Origin of the sequence: Rossellomorea sp. GAMAL-10_SWC (assembly GCF_049568075.1) — a bacterium.
GTDB lineage: Bacteria > Bacillota > Bacilli > Bacillales > Bacillaceae_G > Gottfriedia.
On record NZ_CP144911.1, the window covers coordinates 3,489,490 to 3,512,837 of the forward strand.

Consider the following 23,348-nt stretch of genomic DNA (forward strand, 5'->3'; position numbering starts at 1 on the left):
AATGTGTTATACTATTTATCGAGATACCTACATGGCAGACAAATTATATTTAAAGGATGGTATTAGTATATGAAGACAGTTGATGTAAACTTTGAATTAAACGAATTACTTACTAGTAATCAAGTGTATAACCAACTAAGCGTTTCTGAGTTAGTTGAAAAAGTCCTAACAAGACAAGAAGGAATTTTAACGTCAACAGGAGCAGTTAGCGTTTCAACAGGCAAATATACTGGACGTTCACCTAAAGATAAATTTATTGTTCAAGAGGCATCTGTTGAAAATTTAATCGATTGGGGTTCAGTAAATCAACCAATCTCTGCTGACGTATTCGAAAAATTATATAGCAAAGTACTTAACTACTTAAAAGATCGTAACGAATTATTCTTATTTAAAGGATTTGCTGGTGCTGACACGGAGTATCGTTTACCTATCCAAGTAATTAACGAATTTGCATGGCACAACTTATTTGCTCATCAATTATTTATTCGCCCAACTGAGCAAGAGCTGCAAACTCATGAAGCAGAATTTACAATTGTTTCTGCTCCAACATTTAAAGCAGACCCAGTAGTTGATGGAACAAATTCAGAAGCATTTGTTATTGTATCATTTGAAAAGAAAATTATCTTAATTGGTGGAACGGAATATGCTGGAGAAATGAAAAAATCTATTTTCTCAATCATGAATTTCCTATTACCACAAAATAATGTTTTACCAATGCACTGTTCTGCTAACGTAGGTAGCGAAGGCGATGTAGCATTATTCTTTGGACTTTCAGGAACTGGTAAAACTACATTATCTGCAGATGCAGACCGTAAGTTAATCGGTGATGATGAGCACGGCTGGTCAGATAATGGTGTATTCAATATTGAAGGCGGTTGCTACGCTAAATGTATCAATTTAACATTTGAAAAAGAGCCACAAATTTTCTCTGCAATTAAATTTGGTACAGTGTTAGAAAATGTTGTTGTTAAATCTGATAGCCGTTTAGCTGACTATGATGATACAACTTTAACAGAAAATACTCGTGCTGCATACCCAATGCAAGCAATTCAAAATATCATTGAGCCAAGTGTTGCTGGTCATCCGCATGCAATTATCTTTTTAACAGCTGATGCATTTGGAGTATTACCTCCAATCAGTAAACTAACAAAAGAGCAAGCTATGTACCACTTCTTAAGTGGATTTACTAGTAAATTAGCAGGTACTGAGCGTGGCGTTACTTCTCCACAAGTAACATTCTCAACATGTTTCGGATCACCATTCTTACCGCTTCCAGCTGTAGAATATGCAAAAATGCTTGGTGAAAAAATTGAAAAACATAATGTAAATGTATTCTTAGTAAACACTGGTTGGACTGGTGGAGAATATGGCGTTGGTAAACGTATGAATCTTTCTTACACAAGAGCAATGGTTCACGCTGCACTTGAAGGTGATTTAAACAACATTGAAACTACACAAGATGAGTTTTTCGGTTTAGCAATTCCAACTCATGTACCTGGTGTACCTGATAGCGTATTAGTTCCTTCAACTACTTGGGAAGACAAATCAGCTTATGATCAAAAAGCTCTTGAATTAGTAACTAAATTCAAAGAAAACTTCAAAAAATTTGAAGGCTTTGATGCTAAATTAGCTGAACTTGGTGGACCTTTAAAATAATCTAATAAAGTAAAATGTAAGGGCTGTCCAATAAGTCGGGATTTATGACTTTTTGGCAGCCTTTTTTTATTTAACAACTAGATTACTCATTAAAAGGAAATTTTTTACATTTAAAGAATAAGATTAATATAATATTGAATTTGACTGAATATCATTAATACTCACCAGTTATTTTATCGGATTTAATGGAGGATTTTAATGAGATCAATAAAGTTATTAACTCTGATTTTTTCATTTACAGCAATTTTATTAACTACCTATTTTTTACTTAATACTGGTACCTCGTCTCAAAAATTAGATAAGCATGATTCACAAACATCTAAAGAAAGTGAGCCGAATATTGAATCTTTATCCAAAAGATATTTTGAAATAAAAAATTCTGACAATCAATTACTTTATGGAGTTGAATATTATTTGGTCGTATCAGTACCGGAACGTTTTAAAAACGATATAAAAAATGGTCGAATAGAAATAGAACTACCTAAAAAAGTCCAATCAATATTTGGTGTCAATATTGAAGAAATAAATCATAATGAAGTATACGAAATCATAAATAGAAGAGCCGTTTTTGATCTCAATAGTTCTATTGCTACTTCAAATATGACAATAGATCAAAAAAATTATATTAAAAATAATAATGATTTCTACACTATAAAAATATATTCTAATAAAAATAAATTAATAAAAAGCGATGTTATAAAGGTACAAAATTTTCATAAGAATTGAAAAAATTACATTAAAAAAATGAGCCGAAGATTGGCTCATTTTTTATTTTTTATCAAATATAATTAGAATCTTATTTTTCAGCAGGTCTATTTCCCATAGAAATAGAAATACGATTCCAACTGTTAATTTGATTGATTATGAATACAAGATTTACATATTCTTCTTCGCTAAAGTGTTTACTTACACGATTATATAGTTCTTCAGAAACACCTTTATTCGAAATTTGTGTAATATGCTCTGTTAACTCTAAAGCTGCTTTTTCTGCATCTGTGTAAAAATCGCAATCTCTCCATGCACTAATACAGTATAAACGTTGTTCCGTTTCTCCTATTTCCCTCGCTTCAGAAGTATGCATGTCAAGGCAAAATGCACAACCATTTATTTGTGAAGCGCGAATTTTGATAAGTTCACGAAGTTTATGGTCTATATCAGTTGCTTTAATAAACTTTTCCATTTCCATCATTATTTTAAGTGCTGCTGGTGCTAATTTTGAATAATTAATTTGTTTTTCCATTTTAATTCCCCCTAAAAAAGTTAATTCTAAAAATAATTGAATTAATTGTAGTTTTTGGAAATATATAAATTGGCGACAAAGTTAATCGCCGATTTATACCATCTATATTAAATTGTTTATTTCATTATGTCAAACTTCTTTTAACTTTGAGTTACTCCTAAAAGTAAATGTTTGACAAAGAAATAAAACATTTCTAAGATTAATTAAAAATAATCTCATTTATGAAGAAGGTGTTTTGATGCAGTATAGCGTTGGAGTTGAGTATGCACTTCATTGCCTTGTTTATTTAATTGACACTCCTGAAGATTCTCCGATTGGAATAAAGGACCTATCCTTCTTTCAAGGTGTTTCAGATACATATCTTTCAAAGATTTTTAGTAAGCTTTCTAAAGCTGGTATTGTCAGTTCAGTTCCAGGAGTTAAAGGTGGTTTTAAACTAGCTAAATCTCCAGAAGAAATTTCTTTTTGGGATGTAATTGAAGCAATTGAAGGTTCTAAGCCTATATTTCAATGTAAAAATATTAAAGATAACGGCTATCTTATTAGAGAAAAAGGTTGTACTGCAAGTGCCACCTGCACGATCAATTTAGTCATGCTCTCTGCCGAAGAAAAAATGCATGAGTATTTACGCAGTAAAACACTGTCATGGTTAAACAAAGAATTAGAAAGTGTTTTGCCTAACGAAATACGTGAAGATACTCGAAAATATTTTTCAAAGAGTAGATAAAAACCTCTCTAATTTCCTAAAAAAGGAAGTAAGAGAGGTTTTTCTTTGTTCAACCACATCAGATAACTCATATGTAACCGAGCGATTTTAGCACATTTTACTCCGCATTCACCCATTTTCTCCTATTGCATAGGCTAATTGTATATTTTCGATTAGGAGGGATTAAATGAAAATCAAATGGCTCGTTATTTTGTTTTTATTAGTTGCTTCTATTTTAGGTGCATGTTCGAAAGATAAACCTAAAGATGGTACCACAAAGGTTAGAGTTGCAGAAGTGACACATTCATTATTTTATGCACCTCAATATGTGGCCATTAGTGAAGGAATCTTCAAAAAGCATGGATTGGATGTTGAAATAACAACTACTGCTGGTGGAGATAAAACGATGACTGCTGTATTGTCAAACGGTGCAGATATAGGATTAGTTGGGCCAGAAACAACTATATATGTATACGCTCAAGGGGCAAATGACCCAGTAAAAAGCTTTGCCCAATTGACTCAAACTGATGGAACATTTCTAGTAGCTAGAAATCAAACTGTACCATTTAATTGGGATCAACTAAGAGGCAAAACATTTTTAGGTCAAAGAAAAGGTGGAATGCCACAAATGGTTGGCGAATACGTCCTAAGTAAACATGGGATCGATCCACATAAAGATTTGAACCTTATTCAGAATATTGACTTTGCAAATATCGCGAATGCATATGCTTCAGGTACTGGAGAGTATGTCCAATTATTTGAACCTACAGCAAGTATTATGGAAAAAGAAGGAAGAGGTAAAATCGTTGCTTCATTTGGCTTGGAGTCTGGAAAAGTTCCTTACACTGCTTTTATAGCAAAAGAAAGTTATTTGAAGAGGAATGCGAAAACAGCTCAAAAGTTTACAGATGCAATTTATGAAGCTGAACAATGGGTTGATACCCATTCTGCAGAAGAGATTGCAAAAAGTGTTGCACCATTCTTTAAAGATACGCCTTTAGACATTTCAGTAAAAGTTATTGATCGTTATAAGTCTCAAAATTCTTATTCAACAAATCCAATATTAGAAGAAGATGAGTGGAATAATCTTCAAAAGATTATGAAGAACTCTGGTGTATTACCAAAAGAAGTTCCACACTCAGTTTTAGTTGATACAAAATTTGCCGAAAAATCTACGGAGAAGTAGTTGGTTAACAAAATGAGTTATCTAACAGTTAATGATATTTCTCATGTATTTTCATCGAAGGAAAAGGCAATTAAAATATTGGATGGCTTAACGTTTGAAGTTGAAAAAGGTGAATTTGTATCTGTATTAGGCCCAAGTGGCTGTGGAAAAAGCACACTTTTATCGATTATTTCCTCATTGCTTACACCATATAATGGTTCAGTGAAGTTTAAAGGGAAGCCTTATGATATAAAATCGGGAGAAATTGGTTACATGCTTCAGCATGACTATTTATTCCCTTGGAAAACAATTAAAGAAAATATTTTTCTAGGTCTTCAGATTCTAGATAAGGATACCGAAGAAAATAAAAATCGAACGCTAGAATTGTTAAATGAAGTTGGATTAAAGGATTATGAAAATGCGTACCCAAGAGAATTATCAGGTGGGATGAGACAACGCGTTGCCTTAGTGAGAACTCTTTCAACAAGCCCTTCGATTGTATTATTAGATGAACCATTTTCCGCTCTAGACTATCAAAATAAAGTAAAACTTGAAGAATTAGTTTTCAACTTATTTAAGAAGTTAAATACTACTGCTATCTTAGTAACACATGACATTGAAGAAGCGGTAGCTATGTGTGATCGGGTTATTACGCTAACAAATGCGCCTACAAAAATATCAAAAATTTTCAATTTACCAGAAGAATTACGTGTTCGCTCTCCTTTTGAAACACGACACCAATCACTCTTTTCTTCTTATGTTTCTGCGATTTGGAAGGAGTTGGAGAAACGTGGATAAAGTAAATGACGAACTAAAATCCTATCACACTAGTATCGTCAAAAAAAATCGCCGTAAAAAGCTACTCATATTTTTCTTCCAACTATTAATTATTATTATCTTTTTTATAGCTTGGGAGCTTTTAAGTCATCGAAAACTAATTGACCCATTATTGTTTAGTTCACCTTCTAAGATTTACGATTTACTCATCGCAAAATTGGGAGATGGCTCCATTTACCATGATGCTATGACTACAATCACTGAAACACTCGTTGGATTTATTTTAGGCACAATTATCGGGATCATTCTAGCAATCATTCTTTGGTGGTATCCATTTGCCTCAAAAGTACTTGATCCATTTTTAGTAGTCTTTAATGCCATGCCAAAAGTCGCGCTTGGTCCAATCATCATTGTAATTTTTGGCCCCTCATATTCGTCCATAATTGCCATGGGGATCATAATAAGTTTTGTCATAACAGCGCTGGTTATTTATCAAGGCTTCTTACAGGTAGATGAAAATTATGTAAAAGTCATTAAAAGTTTTGGAGCTACAAAAACTCAAATCTTTAAAAATGTTATCTTTCCTGCTAGTATACCTACCGTCATTTCAACATTAAAAGTAAATGTCGGATTAGCTTGGGTAGGAGTGATTGTCGGAGAGTTCTTAGTTTCAAAAAACGGACTTGGCTATTTAATCGTTTATGGCTTCCAAGTATTTAATTTCACTCTTGTTCTAATGAGTGTATTAATCATAAGTGTATGTGCTGCTTTGATGTATATTATTGTTGAATATATTGAGCGAAAAACAATAAAGAAATAATTTGGTTTAATATGACTTAAAGCTCACTTACTATAGTGAGCTTTCTCTTTGTTGAAAAACAACTTTTCAATTAATTATCAAATTTTCATAAAAGGAGTAGAGTAATGTTGATTTCCATTACAGGATGCTCGCTTTCCATGGGGCGAAATTCTTTCGCCTCCTCGGCAAGCCTGTGGGGTCTCAGCCTTCCCGCTTATCCCATAGGAGTCGAGCATCCCTCGGTTCCAATCAACTTATTCATCGAAAAAAGTCTACTTTAAAAATCTAATCAAATAGCCTTTACTTAGCGTAATCTAACAGTTGTTTATTAATCAGTCTGTGGTCAATGAAAATAAAACATTAATTAAACTAATCTGTTTTTCTAAATATCAGCTCAAATATTTATAACCTCTGAAAAATGGAAACATGAAATTGCTCAAACATATTAACATTTAAAACCATCAATAGAACATCCAAAATATGATAGTTTCATTATTAAATAAAAGTTCATTTAATGTCCGTTTTCCATATTGACTATTTTATATTTCAACACTCTGAAAGCTCACTTAATATGTGTGCTTTTTTTCATGCCGTTTTATCTTCCTCATTAACCTTTTATGAGGAACCTTTTCCCCTTTTTCAGCTGTTTTACTTCCTCATGAACCCTTTATGAGGAACCTTTTCCCCTTTTTCAGCTGTCTTACTTCCTCATGAACCCTTTATGAGGAACCTTTTCCCCTTTTTCAGCTGTCTTACTTCCTCATGAACCCTTTATGAGGAACCTTTTCCCCTAATTGAGCTGTCTTACTTCCTCATGAACCCTTTATGAGGAACCTTTTTTCCTTTTTGAGCTGTTTTACTTCCTCATGAACCCCTTATGAGGAACCTAATTTCTTTTTTGCGCTATCTTACATCCTCATGAAACTATAAAAAAAGCTCACCTTATAAAAGTGAGCTTTTTTTAGTATTCAAGTAACTTAAACTTTGTGAAAATACTTCGTCACGCATGATAAAACTAAATCGGCGATCTTTTTTTATGTTTGGTGGAAATTCGTCTAACAATACTGGGCCGTTTGTTTCAAAATAGTGCTTTTGTGTTAAAAGTTCTCCTATTTCGGCAAAATAAATATTTTTTATAATAATTTTATCCTTACCTGTAACTCGGTATTGCCCTAAATAATTAATTTTAGATACATTTCCACCTGTTTCTTCTAAAACTTCACGTTTTGCTGCTTCTTCAGGTGACTCGCCTTCCTCGACTTTTCCACCTGGGAATTCGTATCCTCTTCTTTGATGGTCTGTGAGTAACCATTGGTCTTTGTATTTACAAATAACCCAAACATGTTTTGGATTGAGTGAAAATGGATGTTTCTCAAACGATAATTCAACTGTATTATGGTAAAAATCTTTAAATATGTACATTTTAACCTTCCTACATTCATACTTGTTTTTCCATTGTACTATTTCTATTAAAATGTTTCATCATTATTGAAATAATATTCCTGAAACTTTATGAAAATATTTGATTGCCTTGCATATTGGACAGTATACTATATCATAGTAGTATAACTATTTAGGAGGATATAGTATGACTGGAGTATTTATTGTTAGTGGAATAATTATCGTTGTTGTATTCGGTGCTTTCGTTCTTACTGTAAATAAAGGCTATGGTGTACAACATAAAGTCGATAAGCTAGAAGACGTAAAAATGAAAAATAACCATGATGAGAAATAATTCTAGCAGACGAAAGGTTTGTATATGAATAAAATTTTAATTGGAATCATTAGATTTTATCAAAAATGGATTTCACCTGCAACGCCACCATCATGTAGATTCTATCCAACTTGCTCTAGTTATGGACTAGAGGCAATACAAACTCATGGTGCCCTTAAAGGAACTTATTTAACGACTAAAAGAATACTTAAGTGTCACCCACTACATCCAGGTGGATATGATCCAGTACCTGATAAAATAAATAAGGAAACAAAAAAAGATACGGTCAAAGAAACTTGAAATGAATAACAAGTTTAATTTGATCGTATTTTTTTAATTAGTGATTTTTATTGAGAAGTATATTGATAAATCTTTTTAGAAATGCTTCGGATTCTCTCTTCATCCACTTCTACCCCTAAACCAGGGCCAACTGGTACTTTAACTTTTCCATTTATTAAAGCTACTTCTGGAAAAATAAGATCATGCTCCCAATGCCTAGATGAAGCCGAAATATCTCCTGGTATTGTAAATCCGGGAAGAGATGCTAATGCAACGTTTTGAATTCTAGAAATCCCGGTTTCAATCATGCCTCCAACCCAAATTGGAATATTCTTTTCAACACAATAATCATGAATTTCAATTGATTTAGTTAATCCTCCGACTCTCCCAGGCTTTACGGTAATGATTTTGCATGCGTTTAATTCATACGCAATTTGAACATCCTCTATGGAACATATACTTTCATCTAAGCAGACTGGAGTAGAAATTTCCTTTTGAAGAATAGCGTGCTCGATGAATTGGCGTTCGCCGAAGGGCTGTTCGATCATTAACAGATTAAATTCATCTAATTTTTTTAGTTTCGGAATGTCTTCAATCGAATAATCTGAATTGGCATCAATCATTAGAGGGATTGTTGGATAGTTATTTCGTATAGTTGAGACAATTTCGTAATCATTTTCTTTTGAAACTTTAACTTTAAATCGTTCATAGCCTTCTTTTATATATGCACTAATTTGTTTCAACATTTTTATTGGCTCGTCTATACTAATTACTACCCCAACTGGTATCTCTGCCTTATTGCCCCCTAAAGCTTGTGCTAAAGTGATTGAATGTAGTTTACTATACAAATCCCAATATGCACCTTCAAGCCCAGATTTAGCCATTTGATTGCCTTTAAATTGATTTAAATGTGTAGCAACTTCACTTGGATGGTTAAACTGCTTTTTTAATAAGATCGGTATAAAGAAATCCTGTAAAGTATGTAGAGCTGTTTGGATCGTTTCCTCTGTATACCAAGGCTCTGAAAAAGCAACGACTTCTCCATAACCGTATATTCCGTTTGCATCTAAAATTTTAACAATTATACTTTCACGTTTTTCATATGTACCATAGCTTGTTTTAAAAGGTACTTTTAGAGGCTGTTCAATTAAAAATAATTCTATTTGCCTTATCAACATGTTTATTCCCCTTATAGAAGCTTAAGTAGTTCTCTTCTAACTAGCTTGTTTGTTGCATTTCTTGGTAGGTTGTCTACATAAAATATTTCCTTTGGAATTTTATACCCTGCGATTTTATCTCGACAATACTCGATTAGTTCTTCTTGAGACGGAGGATTAGAGGATTTACTAACAACAAATCCAACAGGTACTTTTCCCCAATTCGGGTCTTCTTTGCCTGTTACACCAGCTTCAATGATATCTGGATGCGATATTAGTACTGATTCAATCTCTGCTGGATATATATTCTCTCCACCGGAAATAATTAGGTCACTTCTACGGTCAACTACAAATAAAAAACCATCCTCATCTACATAACCCAAATCACCTGTATAAAGATACTCAGATGAATCAGTTAACTTGGAAAGTTTATAATAACCTTTACTCACGTTCGGCCCTTTGACTACAATTTCTCCTACTTCTTTTGGTAAACAAGTTCGTTGATTTTCTCTTATTTCTAGCGTACATCCAAATAAAGCTTTACCTGCCGAACCAATTTTAGAAAGCATATATTCAGGAGAAAGCGTTGCTACTTGTGAACAAGTTTCAGTCATTCCGTATGTTTGATAGACTGGCACATTTAATTCTCTTGCCTTTTGTAAAAGAGGTAACGGAGCAGGCCCTCCACCAAGTAAAGCTGCCCTTACGCTGTTTAAATCATTTGTACCTTCAACAATAGTTAATAGGTCATTTAATACTTTTGTTACAACAGATAGAATTGTTACATTATGCTTTATGACACAGTCCTTAATCGTATGTGCATCAGCTTTATTCGTTAACACAATTTTCATGCCATAAATGGCACTTTTATATACAGTAGATAAACCACCCACATGGAACATTGGCAAACAGACTAGCCACACATCTTTATGATCTAATCCTAAATTTAATACTGAAGCAATTGCACTGCTCCAATGATTAAAATAAGTTTGTAAAACTGCTTTTGGGAAACCAGTAGTACCAGATGTGTACATCATAGTTGCGATTTTATCACCATCAAAATTAGACTTGATTGGAAATTCCTTTGATTCACTGTTCTCCATTTCATTTATATTTAACAGTTTTATATTTTCAGGAATTTTCACCGTATTTGATTTCGCTACGATTAAAAATACAGAATCACTATTTTCTAATTGATATACTATTTCGTCATCACTTAATCTTATATTCAATAAAATTGATGTTGCTCCAATATAATGAAGTGCATAAACAACTTCTATAAATTCAACAGAATTATTCATTAAAACCGAAACATGAGATCCGTCTTTTATACCAAAATGGTGAAATTTATATGCAAGATTTATAACTCGATCATGTAAATCCTTAAACGTAATTTCTTCCCCATCTGTTGCAATTGCTATTCGATTAGGGGTTAATCTTACTCTCTCAAGCAAAAAATTCGGAATTTGATTCATCAAAAACACTTCCTGACTAATATCTAAATTTACAAAAGTTCATTAAAGAAAACTCTTCGATTGGCGAAGATAGAGGCGTAGTTGCATTTATACTTAATTCCTAGATTGGACAACTACGTCGAGGTTTCATCTCCGCTGCCAATTTATACTTTCTTAATGTGCAAAAAAGCTTGATGATTTCTCATCAAGCTTTTATCTTCTTTCAAATCAAGGAAAACGTGGGAATTTATCGAAATCAGGTGTACGTTTTTCTTTAAATGCATCGCGACCTTCTTTTGCTTCCTCAGTTGTGTAGTAAAGAAGTGTTGCATCTCCAGCTAGCTGTTGAAGTCCAGCTAAACCGTCTGTATCTGCATTCATTGCTGCTTTTAAGAAGCGAAGTGCAGTTGGACTCTTTTCAAGCATTTCTTCAGCCCATTGAACTGTTTCAGCTTCTAATTCTTCTAAAGGTACTACTTTATTGACTAAGCCCATATCTAATGCTTCTTGTGCATTATATTGACGGCATAAGTACCAAATTTCACGAGCTTTTTTGTGCCCTACAATACGAGCTAAATAGCCTGAGCCATAACCAGCATCAAAGCTACCAACTTTAGGACCAGTTTGTCCAAATTTAGCGTTTTCAGCTGCGATTGTTAAGTCACATACTACGTTTAATACGTTACCTCCACCAATTGCATAACCAGCTACCATTGCAATTACAGGCTTTGGAATAACGCGAATTAAGCGTTGTAAATCTAAAACATTCAGGCGAGGAATGCGGTCTTGTCCAACATAACCACCGTGTCCGCGAACACTTTGGTCTCCACCAGAACAGAATGCTTTTCCACCTTCACCTGTTAAAATAATAACACCAATTTTTTCGTCGTCTCTTGCATAAGCAAAAGCATCAATCATTTCCGATACTGTTAATGGTGTAAATGCGTTATGTACGTGCGGACGATTGATTGAAATTTTAGCAATTCCATTATATGTAGAATATAAAATTTCTTCATACTTTCTTTCTTGTACCCATTCAATAGTCATGAAATTTCCTCCTTTTCACTTTTCAATAAAAACCCAATTACTATTGTAGCAAATTTTTCCGAATGTTCCACATGAATTGCATGGCCTGCGTGTGGAATTTTAATAATTTGGCTATTTTCTAGCTTCTCGTTCATTTTCTCCATTATTAAGCAAAACTTTTCATCATATTCTCCACAAACTAATAAAGTAGGTTTTTTAAATTGCTTCAAGTCACTCCATAGAGATGGTTGAATGCCCGTGCCCATCCCTTTTAGACTATTACTTAAGCCGATTAGTGACTGATTTAATCTTCCTTGTTTAATCTTTTGTTGTGACTCTGATGTCAAATTCTTTTGAGTTGCAAATAAGGGAATATTTTCCCAATAATTAACAAATACTTCAATACCTTCATTTAGGATCATTGAAGATAAATGATTGTCTTGTTCGATTCGAGCTAATTTTTCATTTTCAGTTTTAAGACCAGCCGTGCAGCTTTCTAACATAAGCGATTTAATTTTTGTTGGATAGGCTAAAGCGAAATAGAGGGCTAGTCTACCTCCCATCGAATAGCCTAATAGATGCACCGAATCAATTTGCTTTTTTACTAAAAAATCATGTAAATCTTTAGCAGCAAATTCCATTCTGTACCGTTCATCATTAATTGGACAATCTGTTTTCCCATGTCCTAATAAATCAATTGCTATTACATGATAATTTCGTTCTAGTTTACTTATTAAACTTCCCCATGTCTCCTTTGAACCTGTGAAACCATGCAATAATAATATAGTTTGCCCTTGGCCAGATTCAATATATGAATATGTGACCTCATTTATTTTAATTTCCATGAACAAGAACACCTAATTTCATTTCTCGTATTCTGCTTTTACAATGCTCCAAACTTTTTGATGAAGATCATAATTTTCTTTACGACTTGTCTGTATTTCAATAACATGCAATCCATTATTCTTTTTACCTAATTCATCTTCAAGTTCAAACCAATTATGAATTTTCGTATGAACTCCACCGAAAAGGGCAGTTGCATGCTCGAATTCCAATCCTAAAGGAGTTCCGAATAACTCTTCAAAATGTTTTTCTTCTTTTGATTGAGGTAAAAATGAGAAGATTCCTCCCCCATCATTATTAACAAGGATCACTCTTAAAGGTAAATGATGTAGTTTAGAAAGGACTAGACTATTTAAATCATGATAGAAAGACAAATCTCCAATTAATAATGTGACACTCTCTCCAGCAGCTGCCATCCCCAATGCGGTTGCAATTGTCCCATCTATTCCATTTACCCCTCGATTACAAGCAATTTTTAACTTTTTAGATTGATTATGTAAAAACGTATCCACATCACGAATAGGCATACTGTTTGAAACAAACAATGTACTTTCTTCAAGTAAATTTTTTGCTAAAACTTGAACGATTTTCCCTTCAAAAAGTTCATCAAACTGTTTTGCTTGTTCTAGTCCATTTTTTGTTTTTTCATTAATTGTTTTCCATTTATTCAACCAATCTATTTCATGACTACTTGTTTTCTCGTATGACTCCAAAATTGCATTACAAAACTGGATATCATCACAAGAAATCATTTGAGTTGCTTTTAATGTCGGATCCCTCCATAGGTCTCCTTCGTCAATTACAATTAGCTCGCAATCTTTTTGTTTTTGAATATATTGGCTAAACGTTTTAGATACAGGCATTGCTCCGAATCGTACGATAACTTCAGAATCAAGCGAATCAACAATGTCTTCAAAACGAAGAAATGTATCATATGTATCGATTACATTCGAGTCTTCATTCCCATTAATTGTTCTTCCATTTGAAAGAGGATCACATAGAACTGGATAGTCTAATAAATTCCCTAAAGATTTAATCTTCTTTAAAGCTCCTTCTTCAACATAAGGACCACAAACTAATAAGCCTTTTCTTTTTGATTGAAAAAGCTTCGTGAACTCATTACTTGTTTCATTTGAAATTGTTGCAAGAGTTTCAGTAAGTATTGTGTGAGCAGAATTTTTACGCTTTCCTGCTGAGTATATGTCATCAATCGTAAAATTAGGAACTAAAGGTTCTCGAAGTGGCACATTCATATGTACGGGCCCCATTGGAGCGGTCACACATGAACGGTACAGTCGATTAACGCTTGACCGCGCGTATTCGTACATAGCTTCCGAAGCCTCTGGTAAGGCTAACTCAATAAATTTTTTTACAAATGAACCGTATAAACCAATCTGATTCATAGCTTGTGGTGCACCTATATCTCTAAGCTCATGTGGTCGATCGGCTGTCAGTACGATTAATGGAATTCTTGATTCCTTTGCTTCAGAAATGGCTGGCATATAATTAGCAGCAGCAGTTCCAGAAGTACAAATTAAAACTGTAGGCTGTTTCGTACTTTTAGCGATTCCTAAAGCAAAAAATGCTGCCCCTCTTTCATCTACTGCAATATAAGACTTTAATTTTGGATGTTCATTTACTAACATCGATATTGGTGTAGAGCGTGATCCAGGACTTATTACAACGTTTTTTATATTTAATGCACTTATTTCATCTACAAGAGCACCAATATACTTTGTTAGTGCTTCATTATCTTTCATTTCGTAACCCTCCTAATGCATTTAGCATTGGCAGAAACTTTACACCAGTTTCAAAAAATTCTTCCTCTGGTTTTGAATCTTGTACAACACCACAACCGGCATATAATTTTGCTTTATCTTCTTTAATTAAGGCACTTCGTATGCCTACAGCAAAATCACCATTTCCGTTTAAATCAATCCACCCAATCGGTGCACCATACCATCCTCGGTCCACAGGTTCAAGTTCACGAATTAATTTACATGCCTCTTCCTTAGGAAATCCTCCAAGTGCAGGGGTTGGATGTAATGCTTGAATTAATTCAATTAAAGAAACATGATTATATAATTTCCCTTCAACTGGCGTGAATAAATGCAATAAGCTTTTAGTCGCCATTATTCTTGGTGTTGAAGGTATTGATAATTCATTACAATATTGTTGTAGCGTTTCTCGTATATAGTTTACAACAAAAGCATGTTCACCATTATTTTTTTTACTATTTAATAACCAATTGGCGGCTTCTGTGTTTTCTTCCTTAGTTATTCCTTTTGCGGCAGATCCCGCAAGACACATCGAAGAAGCTGTATTATTTTTCTTAGAAATTAATCGCTCAGGTGTAGCGCTAATAAATACAGTATCTTTTAATTGATAAGAAATAACATAGTTAACATTTCTTGTTGCTTCTAATTCATAAATTACTTTTGTTGAATTTACTTCTGCAGAAAATGTTGCATCTAAAGTTCGATTTAAAACAACTTTTTCTAATTCTTCGTTTTTCATTTGATGAATTGCTTCTTTTACGCTTTGAATCCATTCATTTGGTTCAAATTCATCTTTGTTAATACATTCTGATTGTGTAAAGCTTGGTTGCTTCATTCCAAACTTTTCTAAAAAATCATCATATTCTTTATATTGAAGCAATAAATCCTCTACTGTAGTTTGTTCATTAATTTCATAATTAGAGGTGATGAATGTCCCTTCGTTTGTAACCGTCACCATTAATTTAGGTACATAGAAATGGGAGGTACCAAAATTCTTCCAATCTTGATCATTTTTATAGTTATCAAAAAAAGAGAAACCCCCAAGAGCTATCGGTCCTGTACCAAAGCAATTTTCTTGCTCGATATACACTTGCTCTCCAAAGCGTTTCCATTCTTTTTCTATTGCAGAATACTGTTCTTCTGTACTATGATGAAAAGGAACTAAAGTACCAATTCCTGTGAGAATTAACGAGTTTTCTTGGTTTGACCAATAAAAGCGTTCAGTAAAACCCAATTCATGATAAAAATGGTAAACACTTAGGGGATGGATATTCATTATTTTTTCCACTTTACAAATGAAGCGTTTTGAACAAGCTTTTGCCTTTTGAAGAGAATGCTCAAAGAAGGCAATCGATTCCAGTTGACCTGTTCTAAGCATAATAGTTCCCCCTAGCTTAAATATACGTTAAATACATGATATAACTAAAGATACAACGATGAATGTAGACTGTCAATTTTATGAAGTTCGTCCATACTTTTTTAAAGTAAAATGACCTACATTTTCAAATAATATTAAAAAGGAGGATGTTAAAATGCAACCAACTGTTCAATCTCCAACTTCCTCAACAGGTTTTAGAACATGGTGGAATTTATTAAGACCACATACATTAACCGCAGCGTTCATTCCTGTTGCGATTGGAACAATGTTAGCGCACATAGCTCACTCATTTCATTTACTTTTATTTCTTTCAATGCTTATTGCAAGTTTACTAATCCAAGCCGCTGCAAATATGATTAATGAATATTATGATTATAAAAGAGGGCTAGATCATGAAGGTTCTGTCGGTATCGGTGGAGCAATCGTAAGAGATGGTATTAAACCTTCAACTGTTTTAAATCTTGCTTTTACTTTTTTTGGTATCGCTCTTTTATTAGGCATTTATATTTGTACTCAAAGTAGTTGGTGGATCGCAGTTATTGGACTTATTTGTATGGCAGCAGCTTATTTTTATACTGGTGGACCACTTCCAATCGCATACACTCCATTTGGTGAGTTAGTAGCGGGCTTTTTTATGGGAGTTGTAATTATTGGTATTACTTACTATATTCAAGCTGGAAATTTACCATCAAATGTGATCTTACTTTCGATCCCTACTTCAATTACAATTGGAGCAATCTTAACAGCAAATAATATTCGTGACCTAGATAATGACAAAGAAAATGGACGTAAAACACTTGTTATCATATTAGGTAAAAAGAATGCAATTATCTTTATTGGTTCATTATTTGCAGTTGCATATGCTTTAGTTATTTTATTTGTTATCATGAATTTAATTACACCTTTTGCACTTATTTCTTTAATAAGTATTCCTGTTGCAATAAAAGCAACAAAAGGATTTATAGGTAAGACCCAACCAATGGAAATGATGCCAGCCATGGCAGCAACAGCAAAAACAAATACTATAATGGGATTCCTTCTTGTTATAGGCTTAATAATTGGAAATATTTTTTCCTAATTAAGGCAGAACAATTCCTCAAAAAACTTAATTCATGTTTTCCTCCTTTTTGAACAAAATATGGATAGTCATATTCATTTATTGAAAAGGGGGAGCATGATGCTTTCACAATCACAAATCCAAACATTTAAAAACGAACTACTTAAACAAAAAGAACATATAGAAGAAAGACTAAATGACCCAGCATTTACACCATACTCACTTAGAGATTCTGTTGATGAGCTTTCACTTGCAGACAACCACCCAGGTGATTTGGGTACTGAATTATTTGAGCGTGAAAAGGACATATCTCTTCATGAGCATTTAAGAAACGAACTAGATGACGTTAATACAGCGTTACAAAAAATTGAAAATGGAACATATGGCATATGTGAAGTAAGTGGTGAAGAAATACCTTTTGAACGGTTACAAGCTCTTCCTACAGCAAAAGCGATGATCGAACATACTCACGATCAGCATATTTCAAGTTCAAGTATAAGATATGATCGCCCTGTTGAGGAAGAAGTATTAAACCCACCATTTAGTAGAGATCCTAAAGACCGCTCAATGATGTATGACGCTGAAGACGCTTTACAAGATGTTGAAAGATATGGAAATTCTCAAACTCCGTCAGATTTTGAATTTAATAATATCGAGGAGTATGGAAGCGCATATACTGAGAGCTATGAAAATGTTGGTTATGTTGAGGAATTTGAAAACTTTATCGGAACTGATATTTATGGAAAAAATCGAACTGTCTACCCTACAAGAAAACATGAACAATATGAACAAGATCTTGATGACTATGAAGAACAAGCTTTAAACGGAGAATTATCTGAAATTGATGTGAAAGACATTGAAAAGTACTAAATGAGTTAATATTTCATTAAAAAACGATTACTCTAATGTAGTCGTTTTTTTTATATTTTGAAATTAAATACATATACTTAATCAAGACAACTTAATTGAGGAGGTTTTATGAATATTAAGTTAATTGTTTTATTTTTCTCCTTATACTGTTTATTTTTTATTTCTTCTATTTTATTTCCGATCGACTATGATTGGTATAGTCACCTAATTAAACCTAGTTATACTCCTTCTGGAAAAACAATCGGGATCATTTGGGCATTCTTGTATTCTTTCATTTCTTTAAGCGTATGTATAATCGTTTCTTTAGGAGAATCCTTTAAAAAAGCAAAATGGTTTTATATTCTATTTATTATTAATTATGTTTTTAACCAGTTGTTTAGCTATTTTGAATTCAAACAAAAAGATTTACTTATGGCTACAATTGACTGTGGACTCGTCTTTGTTACAGCAATTCTTTTAACGATGATCGCATATAAACATTCAAAAACTTCGTTTGTATTACTCATTCCCTATTCTATTTGGTCATTATTTGCAACCTTTTTAAATTACAATATCTACGTACTAATTAGATAGATTTTTAGATTAATATAAAAAAGGCATCCTAAAAAAGGATGCCTTGAACATAACAAAAATTATTTTTTGTTTACGTTAGCTGCTTGTGGTCCACGGTTTCCTTCGATGATTTCGAATTGAACTTCTTGACCTTCTTCTAAAGTTTTGAAACCTTCGCCTTGAATTGCAGAGAAGTGTACGAATACGTCGTTTCCACTTTCAGTTTGGATGAATCCAAAACCTTTTTCGCTGTTAAACCATTTAACTTTACCGAATTCCATCGATAATACCTCCTAAAAATACATATATACACTATTAATGCGTGCATAAAAGAGGGGTAAAGAAAAAGAACGCCATTGTCCAATCGGCTAAAGGATTGCTACAACATTGAAAGTGGTCAAAACTTCTTTTCAAGACAAAGAAAAATGAGCGTTACTAAAAATTTTGTAGTGCAAATGTATCGTTAATTTCTTACCTTCAAATAAATATGCAGTTAATAGTAACTTAAATATATCATATCTAAAAAAGTGCGTCAATGACACTTAGGCTTAATTGAGAGAATTTTTTATATAATTCTTATAATTTATCTTTTATACATTTTGACCTACCTAGCTTCCTATAAAAATTGCATATTTTCTCATTAAATAGTTAAAATAAATGAGGATTATGTAATAATTTATCAAATTTTTTATTATTAAATAACTAGATTTTAGTATTACAATATTTGTATAGTTAAACTAAAAGGAGGCATAAAAATGAAAAATTCTCATGAAGTTACATATAAAATTCATGGCCATGATATGCAGTTTGTACAAGTAGAGCTTGATCCAAAGGAAACAGTCGTTGCTGAAGCTGGAGCAATGATGATGATGGATGATGGGATCGAACTTGAAACAATTTTTGGTGACGGTTCACAGCAATCAGGTGGATTATTCGGAAAATTGGTTGGAGCGGGTAAGCGCCTTGTTACAGGTGAAAGCTTGTTTATGACTAGTTTTACAAACCGATCAAACTCATTAAAAACAGTTAGTTTCTCAGCACCATACCCTGGAACAATCATACCTTTAGATTTACATGAGTATGGAAATAAAATTATTTGTCAAAAGGATTCATTCTTAGCCGCAGCAAAAGGCACTTCAGTTGGGATCGAGTTTAGAAAGAAATTAAGTACCGGCCTATTTGGTGGCGAAGGCTTCATCATGCAAAAACTCGAAGGTGATGGTCTTGCTTTCTTACATGCTGGTGGTTCAATTTACCAAAAAACTCTTCAACCGGGTGAAAAAATTAAAATCGATACCGGATGTATTGTTGGATTCACTGGTGATGTTAATTATGAAATTGAATATGTTGGAAATGTAAAAACTGCACTTTTTGGAGGAGAAGGTCTATTCTTCGCTACATTACAAGGTCCTGGAACAATTTGGGTTCAATCATTAACTTTAGCAAGATTAGCTTCTCGAATTGGTCAATACTTACCAAGTTCTTCTAAGGAAGAAGGAAGTATATTAGGTGGCCTTGGAAATCTACTGGATGGTAATGATTAATTCAGTTTTTAAAAACGTTTTTTTGATTACATACAAAAAACTAGTCAACGAATTCTTGACTAGTTTTTTTCTGTACTATTAGATTACTTCTTCTTCTTCTGGTTCTGTCTCACGTAATTTGTAAGTAAAGGTTGGAGTATAATCATAATCCAACTGCATCTTCTTTACGCCTTCAATATAAGTCGATAAATGGTGACTATTCTTAATAGACCCTTTATTTAGTGAAAAAGTGATTGGATGTTGCACTTGAACGTATTCTAAATAAATGTTTAATGGCTTCACTTCTACTTTAAAGGGTGGGCTTAAAGGGACCATATCATATAAATTTACAAATCTTAAACTATGCCTAACATTTTCATCGTAGTTTTCTTTAAACTTTATATTTCCTACTTTTGGAGAACCAAATGAATAGACATTTGGGTTGCAAATTCCAGTCATTGCTATTTCATATCCTAATAACGTGGCCAATGAACCACCTAAGCTATGACCTGTTATGAATATTTTTTTTGAAAGAGCCTTTTCCTTCACAATTGCTAAAAGCATTTCTCGACAAGATTGATAAATTGATAGAAACCCCGAATGGACACTCCCACCGTTCATCACATAAGGAAATAAGTCTTGATCAATTTTCAAATCAGCTAACCAATCCAAATCTGATTTCGTTCCTCGAAACACAATGATTACGGATTCATTATTTTCAATAATATAGCCAAACCATTCTAGCTGGCTAATTGCACATGCTTTAATTGTATCTACTAATGAATAGCTTGCAGGAATCATAAATTTACCATCATTATCAAACTGAGCATATGCCTGTTCAATGCAAAGTAATAATTCTAAGGCCTTATCATAGTCAACTGAAAGGAATTTCAACGTATCTCTCCTTTCTTGCTTTTCATCATTATATGAAAAACCTCCTAATAATCTAAGAGGAGGTTAAGAATGGTGTAATGTTCTTTGATGAATATTCCATATTTCTGATGCGTATTGACGAATCGTGCGATCACTCGTAAAAAACCCCGATTTCGCAACATTGTTAAGACTTTTTATAGCCCAATCTCTTTTATTTTGATACGTATGATTAATACATTCATGAGCTTTTACATATGAAGAGAAATCTCTAAGTAAGAAATACTCATCATTATAAGACATGAGCGAATCAAAAATTGGTTCAAATTCTTCCCTTGGTAAAGGAAATAACCCGTGAAGCATTTGATCTAACACCTTTTTTATTCGTAGATCATGATGGTAATAATCACTGCTTTTATATCCACCGTATTGGTAATAATTTAATACCTCGTCAGCTGTAAGTCCGAATGTAAAAATATTCTCCTCGCCAACTTCTCTTAAAATTTCAATGTTTGCACCATCAAGTGTACCAATCGTTAAAGCACCATTCATCATAAATTTCATATTCCCAGTACCCGATGCTTCTTTACTTGCTGTCGATATTTGTTCACTTACATCCGCTGCTGGAAAAATAATTTCACCTAGTGAAACTCGGTAATTTTCAATAAAAATTACTTTAATAAATTGACTTATATAGCGATCATTATTAATAATATCAGCTACTGAATGAATTAATTTAATGATCTTTTTAGCAAAGTAGTAGCCAGGAGATGCCTTTGCTCCAAAAATAAAAGTTCTAGGATGCATTTTAAAGTGTGAATCTTCCTTCAAACGATTATATAAATACATGATATGTAAAACATTTAGTAATTGTCTTTTATATGCATGCATCCGTTTTACTTGAATATCAAAAATTGAACCTGTATCTAATGCAATTCCATTTGTATAATGAACATAATTTTCGAGAACTTCTTTTCTCTTTTTCTTTACATTCATAAATTGCTCTAAGAATGCATCGTCATTTTGATACTCTAATAGATTCTCAAGTTGAGTTGGTTCGTGTATCCAACCGTCTCCGATCGAATCATTTATTAAGCTACTAAGCTCAGGATTACATTGGAGTAACCATCTTCTATGAGTAATACCATTTGTTTTATTATTAAACTTGAATGGTTCATACTCATAAAAAAGCTTCATTTCTCTTTGTTTTAAAATTTCAGTGTGGATTTCAGCAACTCCATTAACGCTCTTACTGCCTACAATTGCTAAATGAGCCATTTTAACGACTCCATGAGCAATAATAGCCATTTGTTCAATTCGGTCCCAATCACCTGGGTATTTGTTCCAGAGTTCTTTACAATATCTTTCATTTATTTCTTCTACAATCATATAAATTCTTGGTAATAATGGCTTAAATAAATCAACTCTCCATTTTTCAAGTGCTTCTGATAAAGTTGTATGATTCGTATATGAAATCGTTTGAGTTGTAATTTCCCACGCTTCATCCCAGGATAACTTTTCAACATCGATTAATATTCTCATTAACTCAGGAATCGCTAAAACTGGATGTGTATCATTTACATGAATAGCAATTTCTTGATGGATTTTACGAATATTACCGTACTGCTCCTTATATGAATCTACTATTCTTTGAATACTTGCAGAAACTAAAAAATATTGCTGTTTTAGACGTAAAATCTTTCCTTCATCATGTGTATCATCTGGATATAAGAATTCTGAAACTGCTTCAGCCTCTCGCTTATATTTCATCAGTGATTTATTTGAGGAATGAGTAGACGCTTCAGCACTCCATAATCTTAATGTATTTACCGTGTTTGTATGATAGCCGATAATTGGTAAATCATATGGTACCGCTGTGATTGCTTCTGCACCATGAAGGCGGAATTCCAATCGATTTTTATTATTAACTGTTTCTACTTCTCCACCGAATAAAACTTCAATTGCTTCATCATCTCTTCGAACTTCCCAAACATTTCCGTATTTCAGCCATTGTTCAGGTAGCTCAACTTGATATCCATCAACAATTTTTTGGTCAAATAGGCCATGTTTGTAGCGGATGCCACATCCATGACCAGGCAAGTCTTGTGATGCTAGCGAATCTAGAAAACAAGATGCTAGCCGTCCAAGTCCACCATTTCCAAGACCAGCATCGCTTTCAAACTCCTCAAGAGCACTTAAAGAAATTCCTAATCTCTTGAGGCCAGATTCACATAACTCTCTAAGCCCTAGATGAATTAAGTTACTTTTCATAAGCTTTCCTAATAAGAATTCAATTGATAAATAATAAACTTGTTTTTTTCGCTCTAATCGGTATTGTTCACTCGTACCTAACCAATTACCGCTTATATGTTCACGAATCATCGTTCCAAGTGTTTGAAATTGCTCTTGAGTAGTGCTATCTGCAGTACTCTTTCCATGCATACTTTCTAGCTTCTCTTTAAAACTCCACTCAAACTCCTCCACACTAGAAAACATGGAATCAC

23 protein-coding genes are annotated in these 23,348 nt (G+C 33.2%); 12 read left to right on the plus strand and 11 right to left on the minus strand.

Features of this window, described 5'->3' with window-relative positions:
• The first annotated feature begins 69 nt into the window (after positions 1-69).
• Positions 70-1,656 (plus strand): phosphoenolpyruvate carboxykinase (ATP), encoded by a 1,587-nt coding sequence (gene pckA / locus V5E38_RS17255; protein WP_097979305.1) that lies wholly within the window; start codon positions 70-72, stop codon positions 1,654-1,656.
• A 198-nt stretch (positions 1,657-1,854) separates the two neighbouring features.
• A complete protein-coding gene (locus V5E38_RS17260; RefSeq protein WP_499210897.1) occupies positions 1,855-2,382 on the plus strand; it encodes a hypothetical protein in 528 nt (175 codons plus the stop codon).
• 70 nt (positions 2,383-2,452) lie between these two features.
• Here the strand turns inward: V5E38_RS17260 and V5E38_RS17265 are convergent, their stop codons facing one another.
• On the minus strand, positions 2,453-2,896 hold the full coding sequence (locus tag V5E38_RS17265; protein WP_499210898.1) for a carboxymuconolactone decarboxylase family protein: 444 nt from the start codon (positions 2,894-2,896) through the stop codon (positions 2,453-2,455).
• A gap of 238 nt (positions 2,897-3,134) precedes the next feature.
• On the opposite strand from V5E38_RS17265, the gene V5E38_RS17270 reads away from it, so the two are divergent.
• The 4 genes from V5E38_RS17270 (at position 3,135) to V5E38_RS17285 (ending at position 6,364) form a co-directional block, all read left to right on the plus strand.
• Positions 3,135-3,623: an RrF2 family transcriptional regulator gene (locus V5E38_RS17270; RefSeq protein WP_499210899.1), complete on the plus strand. Its 489-nt coding sequence runs from the start codon at positions 3,135-3,137 to the stop codon at positions 3,621-3,623.
• 172 nt (positions 3,624-3,795) lie between these two features.
• Positions 3,796-4,788 carry an ABC transporter substrate-binding protein gene (locus V5E38_RS17275; protein WP_499213595.1) on the plus strand — a complete coding sequence of 331 codons (993 nt, stop codon included), beginning with the start codon at positions 3,796-3,798 and terminating at the stop codon, positions 4,786-4,788.
• Between the two features lie 12 nt (positions 4,789-4,800).
• Positions 4,801-5,565 carry an ABC transporter ATP-binding protein gene (locus V5E38_RS17280; RefSeq protein WP_499213596.1) on the plus strand — a complete coding sequence of 255 codons (765 nt, stop codon included), beginning with the start codon at positions 4,801-4,803 and terminating at the stop codon, positions 5,563-5,565.
• The gene (locus V5E38_RS17285) at positions 5,558-6,364 is read left to right on the plus strand and encodes an ABC transporter permease (protein WP_499210900.1); all 807 of its coding nucleotides are present in this window, start codon (positions 5,558-5,560) and stop codon (positions 6,362-6,364) included. Before V5E38_RS17280 ends, V5E38_RS17285 begins: the two co-directional genes overlap by 8 nt.
• A gap of 921 nt (positions 6,365-7,285) precedes the next feature.
• Here the strand turns inward: V5E38_RS17285 and ytkD are convergent.
• Complete coding sequence (ytkD, locus tag V5E38_RS17290; RefSeq protein ID WP_097979311.1) at positions 7,286-7,765, minus strand: RNA deprotection pyrophosphohydrolase; 480 nt, start codon at positions 7,763-7,765, stop codon at positions 7,286-7,288.
• A 166-nt stretch (positions 7,766-7,931) separates the two neighbouring features.
• Here ytkD and ytzI point away from each other — a divergent pair, with 166 nt between their 5' ends.
• Positions 7,932-8,078 (plus strand): YtzI protein, encoded by a 147-nt coding sequence (gene ytzI / locus V5E38_RS17295; protein WP_097979312.1) that lies wholly within the window; start codon positions 7,932-7,934, stop codon positions 8,076-8,078.
• Between the two features lie 24 nt (positions 8,079-8,102).
• On the plus strand, positions 8,103-8,357 hold the full coding sequence (yidD, locus tag V5E38_RS17300; protein ID WP_098233478.1) for a membrane protein insertion efficiency factor YidD: 255 nt from the start codon (positions 8,103-8,105) through the stop codon (positions 8,355-8,357).
• Positions 8,358-8,404: 47 nt separating this feature from the next.
• Here the strand turns inward: yidD and menC are convergent, their stop codons facing one another.
• The 6 genes from menC to V5E38_RS17330 all read right to left on the minus strand — a co-directional run bounded on the left by menC (position 8,405) and on the right by V5E38_RS17330 (position 15,972).
• Positions 8,405-9,514, minus strand: a complete 1,110-nt coding sequence (menC, locus tag V5E38_RS17305) for an o-succinylbenzoate synthase (RefSeq protein WP_097979314.1) — start codon at positions 9,512-9,514, stop codon at positions 8,405-8,407.
• Positions 9,515-9,525: 11 nt separating this feature from the next.
• Positions 9,526-10,968 (minus strand): o-succinylbenzoate--CoA ligase, encoded by a 1,443-nt coding sequence (locus V5E38_RS17310; protein WP_499210901.1) that lies wholly within the window; start codon positions 10,966-10,968, stop codon positions 9,526-9,528.
• A 207-nt stretch (positions 10,969-11,175) separates the two neighbouring features.
• Positions 11,176-11,994, minus strand: coding sequence for a 1,4-dihydroxy-2-naphthoyl-CoA synthase (menB, locus tag V5E38_RS17315; RefSeq protein WP_098429601.1), 819 nt, complete (start codon positions 11,992-11,994; stop codon positions 11,176-11,178).
• A complete protein-coding gene (menH, locus tag V5E38_RS17320) occupies positions 11,991-12,818 on the minus strand; it encodes a 2-succinyl-6-hydroxy-2,4-cyclohexadiene-1-carboxylate synthase (RefSeq protein ID WP_499210902.1) in 828 nt (275 codons plus the stop codon). The genes menB and menH overlap by 4 nt, the downstream gene beginning before the upstream one ends.
• An 18-nt stretch (positions 12,819-12,836) precedes the next feature.
• Complete coding sequence (gene menD / locus V5E38_RS17325; protein WP_499210903.1) at positions 12,837-14,576, minus strand: 2-succinyl-5-enolpyruvyl-6-hydroxy-3-cyclohexene-1-carboxylate synthase; 1,740 nt, start codon at positions 14,574-14,576, stop codon at positions 12,837-12,839.
• Positions 14,566-15,972, minus strand: coding sequence for an isochorismate synthase (locus tag V5E38_RS17330; protein WP_499210904.1), 1,407 nt, complete (start codon positions 15,970-15,972; stop codon positions 14,566-14,568). Before V5E38_RS17330 ends, menD begins: the two co-directional genes overlap by 11 nt.
• A 154-nt stretch (positions 15,973-16,126) precedes the next feature.
• Here V5E38_RS17330 and V5E38_RS17335 point away from each other — a divergent pair, with 154 nt between their 5' ends.
• The 3 genes from V5E38_RS17335 (at position 16,127) to V5E38_RS17345 (ending at position 18,472) form a co-directional block, all read left to right on the plus strand.
• Positions 16,127-17,050: a prenyltransferase gene (locus V5E38_RS17335; RefSeq protein WP_499210905.1), complete on the plus strand. Its 924-nt coding sequence runs from the start codon at positions 16,127-16,129 to the stop codon at positions 17,048-17,050.
• 99 nt (positions 17,051-17,149) lie between these two features.
• A complete protein-coding gene (locus tag V5E38_RS17340; RefSeq protein WP_097979321.1) occupies positions 17,150-17,899 on the plus strand; it encodes a TraR/DksA C4-type zinc finger protein in 750 nt (249 codons plus the stop codon).
• 108 nt (positions 17,900-18,007) lie between these two features.
• Positions 18,008-18,472 carry a TspO/MBR family protein gene (locus V5E38_RS17345; RefSeq protein WP_499210906.1) on the plus strand — a complete coding sequence of 155 codons (465 nt, stop codon included), beginning with the start codon at positions 18,008-18,010 and terminating at the stop codon, positions 18,470-18,472.
• A 59-nt stretch (positions 18,473-18,531) separates the two neighbouring features.
• Here the strand turns inward: V5E38_RS17345 and V5E38_RS17350 are convergent, their stop codons facing one another.
• Positions 18,532-18,732: a cold-shock protein gene (locus V5E38_RS17350; protein WP_056473269.1), complete on the minus strand. Its 201-nt coding sequence runs from the start codon at positions 18,730-18,732 to the stop codon at positions 18,532-18,534.
• A 474-nt stretch (positions 18,733-19,206) separates the two neighbouring features.
• On the opposite strand from V5E38_RS17350, the gene V5E38_RS17355 reads away from it, so the two are divergent.
• Positions 19,207-19,995, plus strand: a complete 789-nt coding sequence (locus V5E38_RS17355) for an AIM24 family protein (protein ID WP_499210907.1) — start codon at positions 19,207-19,209, stop codon at positions 19,993-19,995.
• A gap of 78 nt (positions 19,996-20,073) precedes the next feature.
• Here V5E38_RS17355 and V5E38_RS17360 read toward each other — a convergent pair whose 3' ends face one another.
• Entirely contained in the window at positions 20,074-20,868 is a 795-nt protein-coding gene (locus V5E38_RS17360) for a lipase family protein (protein WP_499210908.1), read from the minus strand.
• Between the two features lie 63 nt (positions 20,869-20,931).
• Positions 20,932-23,340, minus strand: coding sequence for a glycogen/starch/alpha-glucan phosphorylase (locus tag V5E38_RS17365; RefSeq protein ID WP_499210909.1), 2,409 nt, complete (start codon positions 23,338-23,340; stop codon positions 20,932-20,934).
• Between the last annotated feature and the right edge of the window lie 8 nt (positions 23,341-23,348).

What these genes read in the sequence shown, in the direction of transcription:
- V5E38_RS17310 (WP_499210901.1), bottom strand. Translation starts at nt 10,968, where the DNA reads ATGAATCAAATTCCGAATTTTTTGCTTGAGAGAGTAAGATTAACCCCT.
- ytzI (WP_097979312.1), top strand. Translation starts at nt 7,932, where the DNA reads ATGACTGGAGTATTTATTGTTAGTGGAATAATTATCGTTGTTGTATTC.
- V5E38_RS17270 (WP_499210899.1), top strand. Translation starts at nt 3,135, where the DNA reads ATGCAGTATAGCGTTGGAGTTGAGTATGCACTTCATTGCCTTGTTTAT.
- V5E38_RS17280 (WP_499213596.1), top strand. Translation starts at nt 4,801, where the DNA reads ATGAGTTATCTAACAGTTAATGATATTTCTCATGTATTTTCATCGAAG.
- yidD (WP_098233478.1), top strand. Translation starts at nt 8,103, where the DNA reads ATGAATAAAATTTTAATTGGAATCATTAGATTTTATCAAAAATGGATT.
- V5E38_RS17345 (WP_499210906.1), top strand. Translation starts at nt 18,008, where the DNA reads ATGAATATTAAGTTAATTGTTTTATTTTTCTCCTTATACTGTTTATTT.
- menH (WP_499210902.1), bottom strand. Translation starts at nt 12,818, where the DNA reads ATGGAAATTAAAATAAATGAGGTCACATATTCATATATTGAATCTGGC.
- menD (WP_499210903.1), bottom strand. Translation starts at nt 14,576, where the DNA reads ATGAAAGATAATGAAGCACTAACAAAGTATATTGGTGCTCTTGTAGAT.
- V5E38_RS17260 (WP_499210897.1), top strand. Translation starts at nt 1,855, where the DNA reads ATGAGATCAATAAAGTTATTAACTCTGATTTTTTCATTTACAGCAATT.
- V5E38_RS17335 (WP_499210905.1), top strand. Translation starts at nt 16,127, where the DNA reads ATGCAACCAACTGTTCAATCTCCAACTTCCTCAACAGGTTTTAGAACA.
- V5E38_RS17330 (WP_499210904.1), bottom strand. Translation starts at nt 15,972, where the DNA reads ATGCTTAGAACAGGTCAACTGGAATCGATTGCCTTCTTTGAGCATTCT.
- menC (WP_097979314.1), bottom strand. Translation starts at nt 9,514, where the DNA reads ATGTTGATAAGGCAAATAGAATTATTTTTAATTGAACAGCCTCTAAAA.
- pckA (WP_097979305.1), top strand. Translation starts at nt 70, where the DNA reads ATGAAGACAGTTGATGTAAACTTTGAATTAAACGAATTACTTACTAGT.
- V5E38_RS17355 (WP_499210907.1), top strand. Translation starts at nt 19,207, where the DNA reads ATGAAAAATTCTCATGAAGTTACATATAAAATTCATGGCCATGATATG.
- V5E38_RS17265 (WP_499210898.1), bottom strand. Translation starts at nt 2,896, where the DNA reads ATGGAAAAACAAATTAATTATTCAAAATTAGCACCAGCAGCACTTAAA.
- V5E38_RS17350 (WP_056473269.1), bottom strand. Translation starts at nt 18,732, where the DNA reads ATGGAATTCGGTAAAGTTAAATGGTTTAACAGCGAAAAAGGTTTTGGA.
- V5E38_RS17340 (WP_097979321.1), top strand. Translation starts at nt 17,150, where the DNA reads ATGCTTTCACAATCACAAATCCAAACATTTAAAAACGAACTACTTAAA.
- ytkD (WP_097979311.1), bottom strand. Translation starts at nt 7,765, where the DNA reads ATGTACATATTTAAAGATTTTTACCATAATACAGTTGAATTATCGTTT.
- menB (WP_098429601.1), bottom strand. Translation starts at nt 11,994, where the DNA reads ATGACTATTGAATGGGTACAAGAAAGAAAGTATGAAGAAATTTTATAT.
- V5E38_RS17365 (WP_499210909.1), bottom strand. Translation starts at nt 23,340, where the DNA reads ATGTTTTCTAGTGTGGAGGAGTTTGAGTGGAGTTTTAAAGAGAAGCTA.